Annotated in this window: 12 protein-coding genes and 4 pseudogenes; 4 read left to right on the top strand and 12 right to left on the bottom strand. The window is 64.0% G+C overall.

Going from position 1 to position 16,345, the window contains the following annotated elements; translation table 11 throughout:
- Nucleotides 1-174 precede the first annotated feature (174 nt).
- Both istB and istA read right to left on the bottom strand, forming a co-directional pair.
- On the bottom strand, nt 175-981 hold the full coding sequence (gene istB / locus F9Z44_RS22425) for an IS21-like element helper ATPase IstB (protein WP_031652704.1): 807 nt from the start codon (nt 979-981) through the stop codon (nt 175-177).
- Nucleotides 971-2,536 carry an IS21-like element ISPpn1 family transposase gene (istA, locus tag F9Z44_RS22420; RefSeq protein WP_063599743.1) on the bottom strand — a complete coding sequence of 522 codons (1,566 nt, stop codon included), beginning with the start codon at nt 2,534-2,536 and terminating at the stop codon, nt 971-973. The genes istB and istA overlap by 11 nt, the downstream gene beginning before the upstream one ends.
- Nucleotides 2,537-2,681: 145 nt before the next feature.
- Here istA and F9Z44_RS23090 point away from each other — a divergent pair, with 145 nt between their 5' ends.
- The gene (locus F9Z44_RS23090) at nt 2,682-3,044 is read left to right on the top strand and encodes a transposase (RefSeq protein WP_068681404.1); all 363 of its coding nucleotides are present in this window, start codon (nt 2,682-2,684) and stop codon (nt 3,042-3,044) included.
- Complete coding sequence (locus F9Z44_RS22415) at nt 2,993-3,838, top strand: IS3 family transposase (RefSeq protein WP_328793979.1); 846 nt, start codon at nt 2,993-2,995, stop codon at nt 3,836-3,838. Before F9Z44_RS23090 ends, F9Z44_RS22415 begins: the two co-directional genes overlap by 52 nt.
- 82 nt (nt 3,839-3,920) lie before the next feature.
- Here F9Z44_RS22415 and F9Z44_RS22410 read toward each other — a convergent pair.
- The 8 genes and pseudogenes from F9Z44_RS22410 to F9Z44_RS22375 all read right to left on the bottom strand — a co-directional run.
- Nucleotides 3,921-4,124 (bottom strand): annotated as a pseudogene (locus F9Z44_RS22410) (SWIB/MDM2 domain-containing protein); the annotation flags it as partial.
- A 706-nt stretch (nt 4,125-4,830) separates the two neighbouring features.
- Nucleotides 4,831-5,289, bottom strand: a complete 459-nt coding sequence (locus F9Z44_RS22405; RefSeq protein ID WP_068685915.1) for a hypothetical protein — start codon at nt 5,287-5,289, stop codon at nt 4,831-4,833.
- Nucleotides 5,289-5,465 carry a hypothetical protein gene (locus F9Z44_RS22400; protein ID WP_157103529.1) on the bottom strand — a complete coding sequence of 59 codons (177 nt, stop codon included), beginning with the start codon at nt 5,463-5,465 and terminating at the stop codon, nt 5,289-5,291. The genes F9Z44_RS22405 and F9Z44_RS22400 overlap by 1 nt, the downstream gene beginning before the upstream one ends.
- A gap of 225 nt (nt 5,466-5,690) precedes the next feature.
- A pseudogene (locus F9Z44_RS22395) lies at nt 5,691-8,318 on the bottom strand (Tn3-like element IS1071 family transposase); the annotation flags it as partial.
- 45 nt (nt 8,319-8,363) lie between these two features.
- Nucleotides 8,364-9,881 carry an IS66 family transposase gene (gene tnpC / locus F9Z44_RS22390; RefSeq protein ID WP_059153614.1) on the bottom strand — a complete coding sequence of 506 codons (1,518 nt, stop codon included), beginning with the start codon at nt 9,879-9,881 and terminating at the stop codon, nt 8,364-8,366.
- A gap of 145 nt (nt 9,882-10,026) precedes the next feature.
- The gene (gene tnpB / locus F9Z44_RS22385) at nt 10,027-10,368 is read right to left on the bottom strand and encodes an IS66 family insertion sequence element accessory protein TnpB (protein WP_014386445.1); all 342 of its coding nucleotides are present in this window, start codon (nt 10,366-10,368) and stop codon (nt 10,027-10,029) included.
- The gene (gene tnpA / locus F9Z44_RS22380) at nt 10,365-10,706 is read right to left on the bottom strand and encodes an IS66 family insertion sequence element accessory protein TnpA (protein WP_014386446.1); all 342 of its coding nucleotides are present in this window, start codon (nt 10,704-10,706) and stop codon (nt 10,365-10,367) included. Before tnpA ends, tnpB begins: the two co-directional genes overlap by 4 nt.
- Nucleotides 10,707-10,779: 73 nt before the next feature.
- Nucleotides 10,780-11,052, bottom strand: a pseudogene (locus F9Z44_RS22375) (DUF4158 domain-containing protein); the annotation flags it as partial.
- Between F9Z44_RS22375 and F9Z44_RS23085 the strand changes: the two are divergent.
- On the top strand, nt 10,948-11,205 hold the full coding sequence (locus tag F9Z44_RS23085) for a hypothetical protein (protein ID WP_040214134.1): 258 nt from the start codon (nt 10,948-10,950) through the stop codon (nt 11,203-11,205). The pseudogene F9Z44_RS22375 and the gene F9Z44_RS23085 sit on opposite strands and share 105 nt — an antisense overlap.
- Before the next feature lie 45 nt (nt 11,206-11,250).
- Here F9Z44_RS23085 and F9Z44_RS22370 read toward each other — a convergent pair.
- Nucleotides 11,251-12,063: pseudogene (locus F9Z44_RS22370) on the bottom strand (indolepyruvate oxidoreductase subunit beta family protein); the annotation flags it as partial.
- Between the two features lie 76 nt (nt 12,064-12,139).
- A complete protein-coding gene (locus tag F9Z44_RS22365; RefSeq protein ID WP_068685872.1) occupies nt 12,140-14,488 on the bottom strand; it encodes a thiamine pyrophosphate-dependent enzyme in 2,349 nt (782 codons plus the stop codon).
- Nucleotides 14,489-14,765: 277 nt separating this feature from the next.
- On the opposite strand from F9Z44_RS22365, the gene F9Z44_RS22360 reads away from it, so the two are divergent.
- Nucleotides 14,766-16,244 carry a glutamine synthetase family protein gene (locus tag F9Z44_RS22360; RefSeq protein WP_102905962.1) on the top strand — a complete coding sequence of 493 codons (1,479 nt, stop codon included), beginning with the start codon at nt 14,766-14,768 and terminating at the stop codon, nt 16,242-16,244.
- Nucleotides 16,245-16,345: the final 101 nt, after the last annotated feature.

The raw sequence follows: 16,345 nt of genomic DNA, 5'->3' as shown, positions 1-16,345 counted from the left end.
GTTCCCGCACCGCGCCTGCTCGCTGAAGTACGCCCATTCGCCCCCCCACCACCAAGGCTCCACTTCAATAGCACCGATTTTCGTACTCGAAAATGATAGCCTGTTGAGTTCCATGCAATCCTGACCCGGCATTTCCATCCAATATTGACCCACCCTCTTTGCGAGCCTGGTGGCTCACGGTGTGGATAAGTTCTTGGTCTTCTCCTTCTTTCTGGGTTGGTCTGCCTGAACGGGTTGAGCCGAGCTGTGCTTGAAGCGGAAGCTGTCGTTGCCGGTCTCCAGGATATGGCAGTGATGCGTGAGCCGGTCCAGCAGCGCCGTCGTCATCTTCGCATCGCCGAACACGCTGGCCCACTCGCTGAAGCTCAGGTTCGTCGTGATCACCACGCTCGTGCGCTCGTAGAGCTTCGAGAGCAGATGGAACAACAACGCCCCGCCCGAGGCGCTGAACGGCAGGTAGCCGAGCTCGTCGAGGATCACCATGTCCGCGTACATCAGCCGATGCGCGATGTGGCCCGGGTTGCCGCTGGCCTTCTCCTGCTCGAGCGCGTTGACCAGTTCGACCGTGGAGAAGAACCTCACACGCCGGTGGTGATGCTCGATGGCCTGCACACCCAGCGCCGTGGCGATGTGGGTCTTGCCCGTGCCCGGGCCACCGACGAGCACCACGTTCTGGGCGTCCTCCATGAACTCGCATCGATGCAACTGCCGCACCAAGGCTTCATTGACCTCGCTGTGCTGGAAGTCGAAGCCTGTGAGGTCGCGGTAGGCCGGGAAGCGTGCCAGCTTCAACTGGTAGGCCACCGAGCGCACCTCGCGTTCGGCCGTCTCGGCCTTGAGCAACTGCGAGAGCATCGGCTGCGCGGCCTCGAACGCCGGCGAGCCCTGCTCGGCGAGTTCGGCCACGGCGTGCGCCATGCCGTGCATCTTGAGTTCACGCAGCATGATGACGATGGCTGCACTGGCGGGGTCATGGCGCATGGCGCACCTCCTGGATGATGATCGGATCGGCTGCAGTCACGCGTCCTCTGAGGGAGTCATAGCGCAGCACATTGGCCTGGGGTTCGTTTGCAAGGCGCAACGCCTGAGGCGCCGTCACCGGCGCTGGCGCCACCGGCTTGCCGTCGAGCAGCCGATGCAGGACGTTCAGCACATGCGTCTTGCTCGCGACGCCCGCTTCCAGTGACAGCTCGACCGCGGTCAGCACGGCCTGCTCGTCGTGGTGCAAGACGAGCGCGAGGATCTCCACCATCTCCCGGTCGCCACCGGGCTGCTTGAGCAGGACGGTCTGCAACCGTCTGAAGCCCTGCGGCAGCTCACTGAAGGGCGCGCCGTTCCTCAACGCCCCCGGCTTGCGTTGCAGCACCGCCAGGTAGTGACGCCAGTCGTAGACGGTCTGGCCGGCCGTATCGTGGCGACGGTCGATGATCCGCGTGTGCTCGCACAGGAGCTGCCCCTCGGCCGCCACGACCAGGCGGTCTGCGTAGACCCGCAGGCTCACCGGGCGGTTCGCATAGGACGCGGGCACGCTGTAGCGGTTGCGCTCGAAGTGCACCAGGCAGGTGGGTGAGACGCGCTTGGTGTGCTCGACGAAGCCGTCGAAGGGACGAGGCACGGGCATCAGCAGCGGCCGCTCCTGGGCCCACACGTCGGCCAGAGTGCCGGGCAGCTTGCCGTGAGTGATCTCGCCCCACAGCGCCTTGCAGCGTTGCTCGAGCCAGTCGTTGAGCATCGGCAGCGTCGCGAACGCCGGGACGGGCTGCCACAGCCGGTGACGCGCATCGCGCACATTCTTCTCCACCTGACCCTTCTCCCAGCCCGAAGCCGGGTTGCAGAACTCGGCCTCGAACAGGTAGTGGCTGACCATGGCGCTGAAGCGCGCGTTGACGTCGCGCTCCTTGCCGCGGCGCACGCGATCCACGGCCGTCTTCATGTTGTCGTAGATGCCTCGTCGCGGCACGCCGCCCAACACTTCGAAGGCGCGGTTGTGCGCGTCGAACAGCATCTCGTGGGTCTGCAGTGGGTATGCCCGCACCAGGAAGGCCCGGCTGTGGCTGAGCTTGAAGTGCGCGACCTGCAGCTTGGTGCGCTCCCCGCCGATGACGGCCCAGTCCTCGCTCCAGTCGAACTGGAACGCCTCGCCCGGGCCGAAGGCCAGCGGCACGAATGTGCCTCGACCGGTGGTCTGCTCCACCTCGTGGCGATGCGCGTGCCATGCCCGCGCGAAGGCGGCCACGCGGTTGTAGGAGCCCTGGTAGCCGAGCGCGGCCAAGTCTGCATGCATCTGTTTGAGGGTGCGCCGCTGCTTGCGCGATCTCGATGCCTCGCTCTTGAGCCAGGCGCCAAGCTTCTCTGCATACGCATCGAGCTTGCTCGGGCTGACCCGCTTCGCGTAGCTGGGCGCCGCCTCACCCTCGCGAAGGTACTTGCGGATGGTGTTGCGAGACAGGCCCGTGCGTCGGGCTATCTCCCGGATGGACAGTTGCTCACGCAATGCCCAACGTCTGATGACACTCAGTGTCGCCACGTCAATCACTCCTGTGCTCCTGCCGCTAAAAGCAGCAGGTTAGGGTTCTTACGTGGGTCAGATTTAGATGGAAATCTGGAGTGAACCCCTGTGGCTGGACCACGGGGCAAATCAGAACTGATACGCTGACCGGGCCTTCAACCAGGAGAAGGTCATGTCATCAAGAGGTCCATACCGGCGCCACGCGCCGGAGTTCAAGATTCAGCTATGCCAGGACATTCGCAGCGGTGCCATCGGCCGGCGCGATGCGGCGAAGAAGTACACCCTGTCGACCAACCTGATTCAGCTCTGGCTGACGCAGTACGACCGGGGAGAGCTGAGCACCGAAGAGGCTGAGGCATCGGTCATCACGGAATACGAGGCCAAGATCGCGGCCCTCGAACGCAAGGTCGGCCAGCTCACCATGGAGCTCGACCTTGTCAAAAAAACTCCACGCCTTCGCCTCGTGAGCGACAACGAGAACTTATCAATCGTCACCGGCCCGAAGCCTGCTCCATTCGACGGGGGTGCCAAGTGATCGATCTTCCGCGCAGCACGTTCTACTACCGGTCGACGGCAGTGGACGAAGATTTGGGAGACGCCCGGCTCGCCGAGTTGATTGGGTCCATCCAGGACGAGGTGCCAGGCTACGGCTACCGGCGCGTGACACACGAATTGCGCCGCCGCGGCCATGTGGTCAATCACAAGCGGGTCGCACGCGTGATGAGGGCCCAAGGCCTGGGCATCAAGCTTCGCAGGCGATTCGTTCGAACCACCGACAGCAAGCACGATTCGCCGATCTTCCCGAACCTTTATCGCAACGTCATCCCGACGCGGCCGAACGAGGTCTGGGTCGCCGACTTCACCTACATCCGCATCGCTTCGGGGTTTTGCTACCTGGCCGCGATTCTGGATGCTTGTAGCCGCAAGGTGGTGGGCTACGCGATCTCGCGCAACATCGACACGACGCTGGCTCTGGCCGCATTGCGATCTGCAGTGGAGGACCGACAACCTCCGGCTGGCTGCATCTTTCACACGGACAGGGGATCGCAATATGCAAGTGAAACCTATCGCAGGGCCCTGCAGGAAGCCGGGCTGCGCGGGTCGATGAGCTCGCCCGGCAATCCGTACCACAATGCGCAGGCCGAGAGCTTCATGAAGACGCTCAAGGTCGAGGACGTCTACATCGGCGGCTACGAGACCTTCAGTGATGTCGCCAGCCGGCTTCCACGGTTCATTGAAGAGGTCTACAACGCAAAGCGGCTTCACTCGGCGCTCGGTTATCTTCCACCCAACGAATTCGAATCCCAGCTTGCTCGGAAGGCGGCTTAGTTCGCATGAGCCCCGTGGTCCAGCCACAGGGGTTCACTCCAATCACCGGGCTTAGTGGGTCACTTCTAGATGGAAATCAACACTTGTTCTTCTCATCCTGCAGGTTGTGCGCCTTGATGTAGACCCAGAGCTGCTTGACAACCTCGGTGCGTGCCAATGGCGCCGAGCCGATGACGGCGGCGAGCTCGGCGCTGGGGGTGAGCGTCTTCATGAAGGCCGCGTTGGGCGACCGCTTGGCGGCTGCCTTCTTCGCCGGCGGGGCGGGAGGCGTTTTGGATGTGGCCATTGTCTGTTCTTGGTGGATCTGAAAGGGGTCGATGCTATCGGATGACGTACTGACCCCAGGCGGCCCTCCGGAACGCGTCACGCATGCGCGCGAGCTCCCCTATGGAAACGGCAGCGCTTCGCGCACCTCAGCACCATGGCGATCGCTGCTTTCGTCAACGCGAGCGAGCGGTCGGGCGACCTGTGGTGAAGTCTTCCGGCCGAAGCAGGCCCACGGGCCGATCAGCTTGCGGGACCGCCGTCTTAGGGGTGGCGGACGGCTGCGCAGGTGCACGCGATCGAGGTGAACCTGCGCGAAGTTGAGAGGCACTCGGCCCAATGCCGCGACGGTGGAGCGCCGCACGGCTTTGAAGCATTCATACGCGCGGTCCGTATGGACGGCTTCTGGAAACGGCGCGTCGTCGAAGGCAGAGGCGGCGTTGCTACAGTCGCTACCCCAACCCGAACACTAGATGCGATCCTTGTCTTTCCCAATCTTGCGCCCTGCCCTCCCGGGCATGGCCAGGCGCGCGAGATATTGCACGAGACTACGCGATGTCGCGAGCGGCACAAAGCCGTCGCTAAGCGAAGCAGCGCAGCCAGAAGCGCCATGTCGACGCCCAGCTCGGTCAGAATGATCCAAGGCCACGCTGCCGTTCGGCCGAGCCTGAGGCCAGTGCTGCACGTCGCTTGTCGAGCGACGTGTGCCGCAAGCGGGTGCGGTTATTTCAGGCGAACGAAGGGTTCAGCAAGTCGATGCCCGCGCCTTTGCACTTGATCCAGGGAGCCGGCGGGTGCTCGCGCCCGTTCCAAGCTGCCAGCGCGGCGCGGGCATCCGACCCGTGCTCGTAACAGTACCGGCGCACGTAGCCGACAGGATCCAGCCCGACGATGATCGCCGTCGTGAAATTAAACCGGCGCACCGCGCACAAGACGCCGTCGACGACGCGCAAGTCCGTATACCCCGATGCCAGCAGCATGGCGTGCAAAGGGTCGACGGGATCAAGGCCCGAAGGAGCGGAAGCGGCGGCACGGGCGGTCGAGAGCATCACTGAGATTCTGACAAGAAAAAGCACCGGGACAGCGGATAGGGCTTGCCCCAGCATGTTGCCCGTGTACGCCGCGACCGCTGCTAGCGGCGACTCGCCGGGGTCCCACGGAGCGACGCGGGCGCGGACAGCGGTCATCACGGCATCTCCCGGGCCAGGATGTACTCTAACGCCTCGCCCGCATGCAGGGCAGCCGTAAAGATCGCGGTGCGGTCGTTGCGCGGCATCTGTATCCAGCTGCCGAGGCAGGCCACGTGGTCAATGGTGGCGTCCACTAGGTCGATATGCCTGAGCACGATCGCTGTCGAATTCATCCACAAGTTACTTGACGCATACACCGGGGTCGCCGAAGCGCTGACCGGATGCGCAAATCAGCCAGTCGGGTATCCCTATCTAGGGGTCTCCTCGTTTTCAGTGCAATAAGTGACGGTACGAAAAGCTAGCACTGGCGCGGAGGTGGTGTTGGTAGATCGTTGATTTCATTGACTTTCCTGTTCACTTTCAAATCTGCGATTCGTGGCGTCAAACCGTGGTCGGTTTCATCCATTGGTGCCAGTTATCGATGCATTTGGCCGCGAAGGCAGGATTTGGTCAGCATAGCGGTCAACCGGGAAGCGAAACACACCCCGCAAGTTGATGCTCTCCAGCCTGGTGGGCGCAATCTTCCCGATCAGTTCCGGTGGAATGACCTGGCGGCGGTTCGACCAGCGATCCAGGACCGCCTGCATCTGTGAGGTATTCCACGCCATCACGATGTTGGCCATCAGGCTCAACGCATCGGCCACAGCCTGCATTTCATCGACACGTTTGGCCTGCGCCGGGCTGATCCGGCCGGTATAAATGGCGCGCTTGAGGGCGTTAACAGCCTCGCCCCGATTGAGCACCCGGCGCAACTCGTTCCTGAAAGCGTCCTTGACAAAGTAGTCAGCCAAAAACGCCGTACGCAGCAACCGCCCCAATTGCACGCCAGCCTCATAGATTGGATCGCCCTGGGCGGCAGAACCGAACCGCGCAAGAGCTGCCACCGCACTGGCATGTCCGCTCATGACCGAGGCTGCCAGGTGCACCAGACTATCCCAATGCTTTTCGATCAAAGCGACGTCGACATTGGCTTCGCACACCGCAGCGATTTCTGCGGGCACTTTGGTGCCGCGTGGCACAAAGAGGTGGCGCTGTTTGAGTTCCTTCAACCGCGGGCAAAGATCAAAACCAAGCAAACGGGCATGTGACATGGCAAAGTCGGTGTAGCCATGGGTATCCACAGCAAGCTGGCTGGTCTCCAGCTTTTCTTGGCGGATGACACCTTCAATGGCCACGCCCGCCTGGCGCTCATTGAGCACAAAGGGCTGCGCATGGAAGATGCCCCACCGGTCTTTTACATGGGAGTAGATTCCAATGGAAGGTGTGTTGCGCCGAGGATCAAGCCGGGCTTGCCACACCCGTTTGGTGGTCTCCATGGTCATCATGTCAGAAGATGCCAAATCGGACCGCCCCCAGGTGGCGGCAATCGGGTGTCGCTGCATGAATTCCAGCACAGCCTGGCAGGCCTGGCTCAGACGCCGTTCGTCCCGCGCCCAGCGCATGGCCTGGCGAATGCTGGTGGCAGACAATTGCGGAATCATGCGCGCGCATTCGACCGCAGTCAGACTGGTGCCGTGGGCCATGATGCCGGCATAGACCATCAGCAGCTCGTCGGTAGAGCGCGGCTCACGTCCGAGCATGATCCAGCTAAAGCGCACCTGGGCGTCAACGGCCAGAATCACTTCCGGCAATTGAACCTCACCGATGCGGTGATCCAAAGCCGCGCGCAGCTTGGTCACTTCTGGGTCTTCGTCCTCTGCGGGCAATGGCGACAAATGGAGTTCATCATCCACGCGCAGTACGCCACTGCGGGCTGCAGCGGCCACCGCATCGACACCGGCAGTTACTCTGGCCAGCAAAGGCTTCAAGAAAGTGGCAGCCTTGCTGGGTAACGATAGACGGGCATAGTGTTTCTTGGACTCTGCCTGCCAACGCTCGTCCGTGAAGAACAAGCGCGCACGACCCCGAAAGCTCAGGCTGTGCTCAATCCAGACCGAGCCATTGCGCACCGCGCGGCGCAGGGCAAACAGGGTGGCCACCTCCAACGCCTGAAACGCCCGTTCCCGGTCTGGGCTGGAGATCGAAACCTGCCAGATCATTCCCAGACTTGGTGCCACCACTTCAACTGGCAGCTTTCTGGATCCTTTGAGATATAAAGCTTGCAGCTTGGCAAGGTACTCGATGGCAGGATGCTCGCCGGTGGCCTGCCAGGGCAGCTTTGCAATGGCGACGAGCAACGACCGCACGGGGCGAATTCCATCAATCAATCCCTCGCGGACCAGGGAGGCCCTGCTCGGTGGTTTGCGTTTCTGGGTTTCGGTGATCAAGGCTTCAAGACGGGCACGCAACTCAGCATCTGGCACCGCACCTTGCGCGCTCAAGGCAACAAGTTCGCCGAGCAGCGTTTTGTACATTGCGGCCCAATTGACGGTAGCGGGGACATCGGCGGCAGCCTGACGCCACAGATCGGCGATCCGGCGCTGCACCATAAGGATCAACTGGTCTGTGGTGGTGAACAGGCAATACCGAAGAAAGCATGCGACCTCCACGGTGCGCGCTGGCTCTTTGATCTTGGCTCCGGCTGAGGGCGGCCTGGAGACAAGTCGGCGCGCGTAGCGGCGCAAGATGAGATCGGGGATGTCTGCCAGGTGCTTATGAACGTCCAGCGTGTAAAGCAGGTCGATGCGCTCCAGTACCTCGCTGATTTGGCGGGTTGAGTGTTTCGCCGGTGCAGCCCATAGCCAACTCTGCTGGGTTTGTCCATCTGGGCGCAGCTCTGAAACTGAGGCTCGCCAGCGATCAAGTGTTGCTGGATCAACGCTGGCGGCGATGGCGGTGCCTGTTTCAACTTCAAGCTGGGCAAGTGCCGCCGCAATCAGTGTCCGAATTGCCCGCTCGTGCACGATCACCAGCTTGTTCTTGTACAGCCATTGACGCGCCCGCACGAGTAGCTGATCGCGGTCGGCGCAGCGCGCCACTTCGTCGCGCAGTTCACGTACCAGTGAGCGGCGCTGGTGCTCGCTCATCCACTGGAATCCAAGGACCGTGCAGGCTACTTGTTGGTGATCGAATGTAAGCGTTCCGCGAACGACACCCTTGCGCCGTCGATGACGGCGTGTTGAAGGATGGTTCTACGCGGCGGCGGCGAGCGCCGCGTTTGGCACGGCGATGTCGGTGGCAGGCCGCCAGTTGTGCGGCAGCAGCTGCGCGAGGTCGCGCTGCTTGAGCGTGGGCAGACGCTCGAAGACGTCCTTGAGGTAGGCCCAGGGATCGTGCCCGTTTAGTTTGGCCGACTCGATCAGGCTCATGACCACGCCAGCGCGCTCGCCGGCCTGCTGCGAGCCTACAAAAAGCCAATTCTTGCGGCCAACGCACAGCGGGCGCACCGCGTTCTCCGCCGCGTTGTTGTCGATTGGGACGTCGCCGTCGTCCAGGTAGCGCGTGAGCGCGCGCCAATTGCTCAGCGAATAATCGATCGCCTTGGCCGTCACGTCGGCATTGGCCAGCTTCTGGCGCTGCCCGGTCAGCCAGAGGTGCAGGGCCTGGACGATGGGCCTGGAGCGTTGCTGGCGCAGCAGCCACCGTGCCTGGGGTTCGAGTTCGCGCGCCTCGCGCTCGACCTCGTACAGCTTTGCGATCAGCGCCACCGCCTGGCCGGCGATCTGGCTGGCGTTGAACTCGTGCGCCTCGAACAGCTTGCGCCGCGCGTGGGCCCAGCATAGTGCGGCGCTGACGCCTTGCGCCTGAAGCCCAAAATAGCCGCTGTAATCGTCGCTGACCAGCGTGCCGCCGAAGCCTCGCAGCACGCGCCGCGGATGTTCGCCGGCGCGGCTGGCGGTGAAGTCGAACAGCACCGCGCGCTGGGCCACGAAGTTGGTCGTGCGGTAGACCCAGACGTAGGCCCGTTTGGTCTTGCCGCGCCCCGGCGCCAGCAGCGACACCGGCGTCTCGTCGGCGTGGATCACACCGTGGCTGAGGATGAAGCCCTTCAGTGCATCGGCCAGCGGTGCCAGACGCACCCCGCAGATGCCGATCCACTGGGCCATGCTCGAGCGCGGGATGTGCACGCCAGAGCGCGCGTAGATCTCTTCCTGCCGGTACAGCGGCAAGTGATCGTCGTGCTTGGCCACCACCACCTGCGCGAGCAGGCCCGGCGCGGGGATGCCTTTGTCGATGATCTGCGCGGGCATCGGCGCGGCCTGGATCGTCTGGCAGCACGTGCAGGCGTACTTGCCGCGGATATGGCGCAGCACGAAGAATTGGGCCGGCACGCAATCGAGCTGCTCGCTGACTTCTTGGCCGATGCGCTTGAAGGGCTGGCCGCACTCGCAGTGGGTCTGCTCGATCTCGTGATGGTGATCGATGCGCGGCAGGCTCGCCGGCAGCGCCTGGCGCACCGCCTGGCCTTTGGCCCGGGGTGGCGCTACCGGTGGCTTCTGGTCTTGCTGGGCGGCGCGGTCTTCCAGCGCCGTGTCGGCCAGGATCTGATCGAACAGCACCGCCTGCGTGCTCGTCTCCAGGCTCTCGCTGGAGGAGCCGAAGCGCCAGCGCTTCAGCCGCGCGATCTCGAAGTTCAGCGCCTCGATCCTGGTTTGCTTGAACTTCAGCTCGCCTTGCATGCGCCCGATCACATCGCGCAGCTCCTGCATCGAATCCAGTGCGCCCGGCGCATCGATCGTGTGGGTGTCCGGGCCTTCGAGCATGGCCGCCATCATGCCTCGCGCGCGCGTGCGCGCGAGGCATGACTTTCTCCAATAGACAAACGCGCAAATCCCGACCTCGAATCGAGCGCATTCAGACCACCGTGATCGACTGCGGCTGCGCGCTGCCCAGGCGCTGCCACGGCAGGCCCGCGACGAGCCAGTCGAACTGCTCGCGCGTGAGTTGAAGTGACCCCGTGTCCTGGCGCGGCCAGGCGAAGCTGCCCGCTTGCAGCCGCCGGGTGCACAGCCACATGCCCGCGCCGTCGTAGACCAGCACCTTGAGCCGGTCGGCGCGGCGGTTGGCAAACACGTAGGCGTGGTGGGCTTGCGCGCCCAGCGCGAAGCCGCGCACCACTTGGGCCAACAGCGTGTCGATGCCCCCGCGCAGGTCGGCCGCGCCAAGCGCCAGCCAGATGACGTCGATGCGAATCATCGGCCGAACTCCCGCAGCAGCGAAGCGAGTTCACGCGTGTGCGCCAGCGGCCAATGCAGATCGAGCCGGGTGCCTCCCACGTTCAATTCGACGCGCACCGATGTCGATGCGGCACCAGGCGCCACGCGGGCGGCCACGAAGCCGCTCGGCCTGGCGGCTGGCGAGGGCTCAGGGCTGACGCCGTCGAGCCGCGCCTGCCAGCGCCGCGCATGTGCGCACCAGCTTTGCAGCGTTCCCGCTGGCACCCCGTTGGCCTCGGCCCATACCTGCGCCTTCTGGCCAGAGGCACGATACGCCGCCACTTGCTCCAGGCACCGTTCCATCTGCTGTCGATCCATGTCCACCTCGTCTCGTTCGTTGATTGCGAAGACCCGAGGTTCGCAGCTTCAACGGTGAGATGAAAGATGGGTTCGCGGAACGCTTACGATCGAATAGCGTGCGCCCGCGTTCATACATGGCTCTCAGCGAGGCGACTTCTGGTGCTGCAATGCCAAGCTCGTTGCCAAGGTGGCGCCACAAGGCTACTGGAATTACCCGAAAGGCACCGAGCAAACGCCCACTCATGCGCAGGAAACCAATATGGAGCGCCAGACCAAGCTTGTGGGAATCACCTCGGCGTGCATTGATTGCGTCGCGCTCGGCACCATCGAAGGTGAAAAATGCCTTCATCTCGAAGTCGCTGATATCGCGGGGGAGCCCACGCATCCCCAAAAACGTTGTGTGCCAACCCTGCATCGTGAACCTCAAAAGTGGGAGGCCACCATACCCGTTTACAAAGCGAACAGGAAAGTCAATGAAATCAACGGTCTACCCAGACCACCCCCGCGCCAGTGCTAGCTTTGCGTACCGTCACTTATTGCACTGAAAACGAGGAGACCCCTAGTCCACGAGACGGCGGACCCCCTCGACGGCGGTGCCGCGCACGCTGGCGGGCAGTTGGAGTGCGCGCGCGACCAGGCGGGCCACGGCGGGGTGGCTCGGCTGAACATCGGCGGCGGCGGACTGCGGCGCACGCGGCTTGGATGGGGGCGCGTCGGTATCGGCCTTGCGCGCTTCGGCCTGGCCCAAGTCGAAGGCCTTGAGGCTGGGCTTGACACCGACACCACCGCGTTCGATGGTCTCTTCGAACTGCTTGCAGCTGAACGGCAGCACCCCCGAGCCGCTCAGGGCGCCGAACAGGACCGCACTGAGCACGCTGCCGGTGCGCTCGGCGGCCTCGGCCATGTCGAAGCTGATGAAGCGCCTGGCCGCCCGTCCGGCCTGTCGCAGGAGAGCGGCGCTGTCGACCCGGCCGTCACCCATCGCCGATTTCTCGGCGATCGAGTAGACGCGGTGCGTGGAAGTGATCAGCGTCGTGTTGTGCGACGTCACGAAGCCCCGCTGGACGGCCCGGCCGGCTTCCATGAGCTCGGAGGCCAGCACGATGTCCACATCCCCGGGCAGTGGCGCCTGGGCGAGCACGGGCGCCCGCGCTCCTGGAACGTCGGCGCCAGGGAACAATTCCACGTAGTAGATCGTCGCACCGGTGCGCTGCGCGACTCCGGGCACGGAGGTGGTCTGGGCGAACCAGCCATTGGCTTCGCCGAGGTCGACGATCCAGTCGGCAAGCACGCCACCGCCTTCGCCACCCATCGCCAGGACGGCGATCTTGATCGGTTCGGTCAGCGTCGCTGGAGGAAGGTCACGGGGGCTCATGGTTCTGGTTGAAGCGAGAGAGGTGGAACGGTTGGTGCATCGGCGTTGGGGCTCGGCTTGCGGTGCGGCATGCCGTTCAGAAGGCGTAGCGGGCGCGGCGGCGGGCATCGCCGCGCTGCAGCCAGCCGATCACGGCGGTGCGCACGCGCTGGAGCAGCCGGTCCCAGCGTGTCGGGTTGCTCACGATCTGGGCGCGGTAGAACGAAGGACAGAGCACGGCTGCATGCGCGACTTCGCCGCAGTTGCCGCAGCCCACGCAGCTGTCGATGACCATGGCCACCGGGTCGGTGCGCAGCGGATCCGGGTTGTCTCGGATGGAGAGCGAGGGGCAGCCCGACAGCCGGATGCAGGAATGGTCGCCCGTGCAGGTGTCGGGATCGACGCCGAAGCGTTCCCGCACCACGCGCTGGCCGTCGGCGAGCGCCTGGCGCACCTGCTTCTTCTCGCGGCGCTGCCGGTTGAGCATGCATTCGCTCTGGGCGATGAGCACCTTGGGGCCTTGCTCGGGCGTGGTCAGCGCCTCGCGCAGCGTGGCCATCATGGCCTTCAGGTCATAGGTGCGCTTGATGGTGCGCACCCAGTCGACGCCCACGCCCTTGACGGCGCGCTCGATCTCGTGGCCCGTGCTGCGCGTTGGATTGAGCGCGCGCGAGGACGGAATGTCCTGGCCGCCGGTGGCCGAGCTGTAGTTGTTGTCGACGATGACGGTCAGATTGTCGCTGCGGTTGAAAACCGCGTTGGCGATGCCGGAGGTCAGGCCGTTGTGCCAGAAGCCGCCATCACCCATGATCGAGATCGCCCGCTTGGCGGCTGGGGCGCTGCCCGGGGCGACGGTGAAGGCAGCCGAGCTGGCGCTGCCCAAACCGTAGCCCATGGTCGTGCTGCCCAGGTTGAATGGCGGCAAGATGGAGAACAGGTGGCAGCCGATGTCGGCGCTGATGTGGTGCGCGCCCAATTCGCGCTCGATCAGCTTGATGGCGGTGAAGATCGGCCGCTCCGGGCAGCCGGTGCACAGGCCCGGAGGGCGTGGATGCACGGTCTCGCTCAACGGCGGGAGGTCGTCAGCTGCGGCAAGCCATCCTTGCTGGTACGCCATGATGCTGCCCACGGGGCTGCCCACGGGGATGCGGTTGCCATCGCCATCGTCCTGGGCATCGTCCTCCAGGTCGCCATCGGCGAAGGCCAGGGCTGGCTGGCGCATCGCCGGCGCCGGAGCTGCGGGCGGTGCGGCGGGCACCGCGATCACGGGAATGCCGATGGGACGCTGGCGCCGTTCGGGCTGGGCCTGGGGTTCGACGAAACCATAGCGCTCCAGGAAGGCGCGCACGCCGGCGAGCACCGTGGCCGTGTTGTAGTCGCCTGCCAGCGGCAGCACGTCCTTGCCGTGCAACTTGGTGTCGATGTCCAGTTGCCGCAGGATGTTGGCCACGTTCTGCTCGACGAAGTTCGGCTGTCCTTCTTCGACGACCAGCACGGCGCGCTTGCCACGGCAGAATCGCTCGAATTCGGCGTCCACCAGCGGATAGGCCACGTTCATGACGTACAGCGGGATCTTCGAGTCGCCATGCACGTTCGCTAGACCGAGCTTCTGCAGGGCACGGATCAGGGTGTTGTAGCCGCCGCCTTGCAGCGCGATCCCGACATCGGCCATGTCCTCCGCGAAGAATTCGTTGAGGCAGCGCTCCTCGATGAAGCGGATGGCCGCGGGCCAGCGCTGCTCGATCTTCTCGCGCTCGTGCAGGAAGGAGGCCGGCGGCAGCACGATGCGGTTGACGTCGCGCGCGGGGTTCTCCAGGGCATCCTTGACCGTGAAGGCCGGCCGGCGGTTGGCCCCGGAGATGAAATGCCCGTGCAGGTGGCAGGAGCGGATGCGCATCTGCAGCATCACGGGCGTGTGGCTGGCCTCGGACAGCTCGAAGCCGTCCTTGACCGACTGGACGATGCTGGGCAGGTTGGGCCGGGGGTCGAGCAGCCACATCTGCGACTTCATCGCAAAGGCGTGGCTGCGCTCCTGCATGATCGATGAGCCCTCGCCGTAGTCCTCGCCCACGATGATCAGCGCGCCACCGGTGACGCCGCCGGAGGCCAGGTTGGCCAGGGCATCGGAGGCGACGTTGGTGCCGACGGTGGCTTTGAAGGTGATGGCGCCGCGCAGCGGGTAGTTGACGGAGGCCGCCAGCGTGGCTGCGGCGGTCGCCTCGCTGGCGCTGTTCTCGAAGCGGATGCCGTGGTCGGCGAGGATGTCCTGCGCGTCGGCCAGCACGTCCATCAGGTGCGAGATCGGCGAGCCCTGGTAGCCGGCCACGTAGGCCACGCCCGATTCCAGCAGCGCCTTGGTCACCGCCAGGATGCCTTCGCCGCGGAACACCTCGCCTTCGCCCAGCCTGAGCTTCTTGACTTCCTCGACGAATGATCGCTCTGCCATCGTGTTCTCCTGTCTTGCTTCGGGTGCTCCGAGCCTTCCGATGAAGGCGACATTTGTGAAGCTTCGCGAGTCGGTGCGCTTCAGCCGGTGCAGCGTTCTGGGTCGATCAAGTGCCATGCCGGCCGCAACCCGCTCGGCGGGATTGGTGTTTTCCCGGATGTACGCATCATTTTTGATCTATGATAATAAAAAAAGACGGTGAATTTGAAGGGTTTTCCCCTAGATCATCAAGTATCGCCGACTAATATAATTAGCCGCAAATAACCTAGGAGACGCGATGAGCGGGAAATTCATTGAAAAGCACGGCATCTGGTCGGATACCCAGAAAGCCGCAGCAGCAGACGTCCTGAATAAAATTGAGAAAGCGGGGCTGCAGATGGTTCGGTTGTCTTGGCCGGATCAGTACGGACTGCTGCGCGGAAAAATGCTGTCGGTCGCCGCGCTCAAGTCGGCATTCGCCAGCGGCTCGGAGATCACGATGGCGCCGTTCTTTTTCGATACCGCCAGCGCCATCGTATTCAACCCTTTCTCTGCCGACGGGGGCCTCGGCAGCGCCGAACTGGCCGGCAGCCCGAACGTCGTGATGGTCCCGGACCCCACCACGTTTCGCATCCTGCCCTGGGCGGATCGCACCGGCTGGATGCTGGCCGACCTTTACATGACCAGTGGGCGCCCGTTCGCGTTGAGTCCGCGCGCCATCCTGAAAAAGGCGCTGGCCGAGATGCAGGACCTGGGCTACGACTACCAGGCCGGCCTCGAGGTCGAGTGGTATCTGACGCGCATCGTCGATCCCTGCCTGGAGCCCGAAACCCTTGGCGGCCCCGGAACGCCTGCGGCGCCTCCCAAGGTGATGCCGGTGGCCAAAGGGTATTCGTACCTGCTGGAGAACCACCTGGACGAGGTCGAGCCCATCATGGCCGAGGTGCGCCAGCACCTGTTGGCCCTGGGGATGCCCCTGCGCAGCATCGAGGACGAGTGGGCGCCGAGCCAGATGGAGACCACCTTCGACGTGATGCCCGGCCTGGACGTGGCGGACACGATGGTGCTGTTCCGCAACGCGGTCAAGCAGGTCTGCCGTCGGCGAGGCTATCTCGCGAGCTTCATGTGCAAGCCCGCCATCCAAGGCTTTGTAGCCTCCGGCTGGCACCTCCACCAGTCACTCACGGCGCGGGACTCGGGCGCCAACGCCTTCATTCCGCAGCCGGGCGAGGCGCTCTCGGCGCTGGGGCGCTCCTACGTCGGCGGGCTGCTCGAGCATGCCTGCGCAGCGTCGAGCTTCACCACGCCGACGATCAACGGCTACCGCCGTCGCCGCCCGTATTCGCTGGCGCCAGATCGCGTGACCTGGGCCAAGGACAACCGCGCCGCGATGGCGCGTGTCATCTCCGCACCCGGCGACCCGGCCAGCCGGGTGGAGAACCGGATCGGCGAGCCGGCGGCCAACCCCTATCTCTACCTGGCTTCCCAGGTGTTTTCCGGGATCGACGGCATCCGCCGCCAACTCGATCCGGGGCCGCTGCAGGAAACACCCTATGCGGCGGACGTCACCATCCTGCCTCATAACCTGTCCGAGGCGCTGGAGGTGCTGGAAACCTCGAAATTCTTCCGTGAGGCATTCGGCGAGGAATTCATCCGTTATTGGTTGCATTTGCGGCGCAGCGAATGGAAAAGGTTCGTTGATGCCGAAGGGCAGGTGGATTTCTCGGGTGATCCGGTTACCAACTGGGAGCATCGTGAATATTTCGAGCTTTTCTGATGACTGCCATGAAGAAGTACGCAGTTATATGGTGCTCGGATGCATCGGGCGACCTGGATTTGCAGGAAAAAATGATCTCGGCCTTTGGCCGGGAAAATGAA

It is taken from the genome of Hydrogenophaga sp. PBL-H3 (genome assembly GCF_010104355.1).
Classification (GTDB): domain Bacteria; phylum Pseudomonadota; class Gammaproteobacteria; order Burkholderiales; family Burkholderiaceae_C; genus Hydrogenophaga.
The sequence above is the reverse complement of the archived record's forward strand: the minus strand, read 5'-3'. Positions and strand labels throughout refer to the sequence as shown.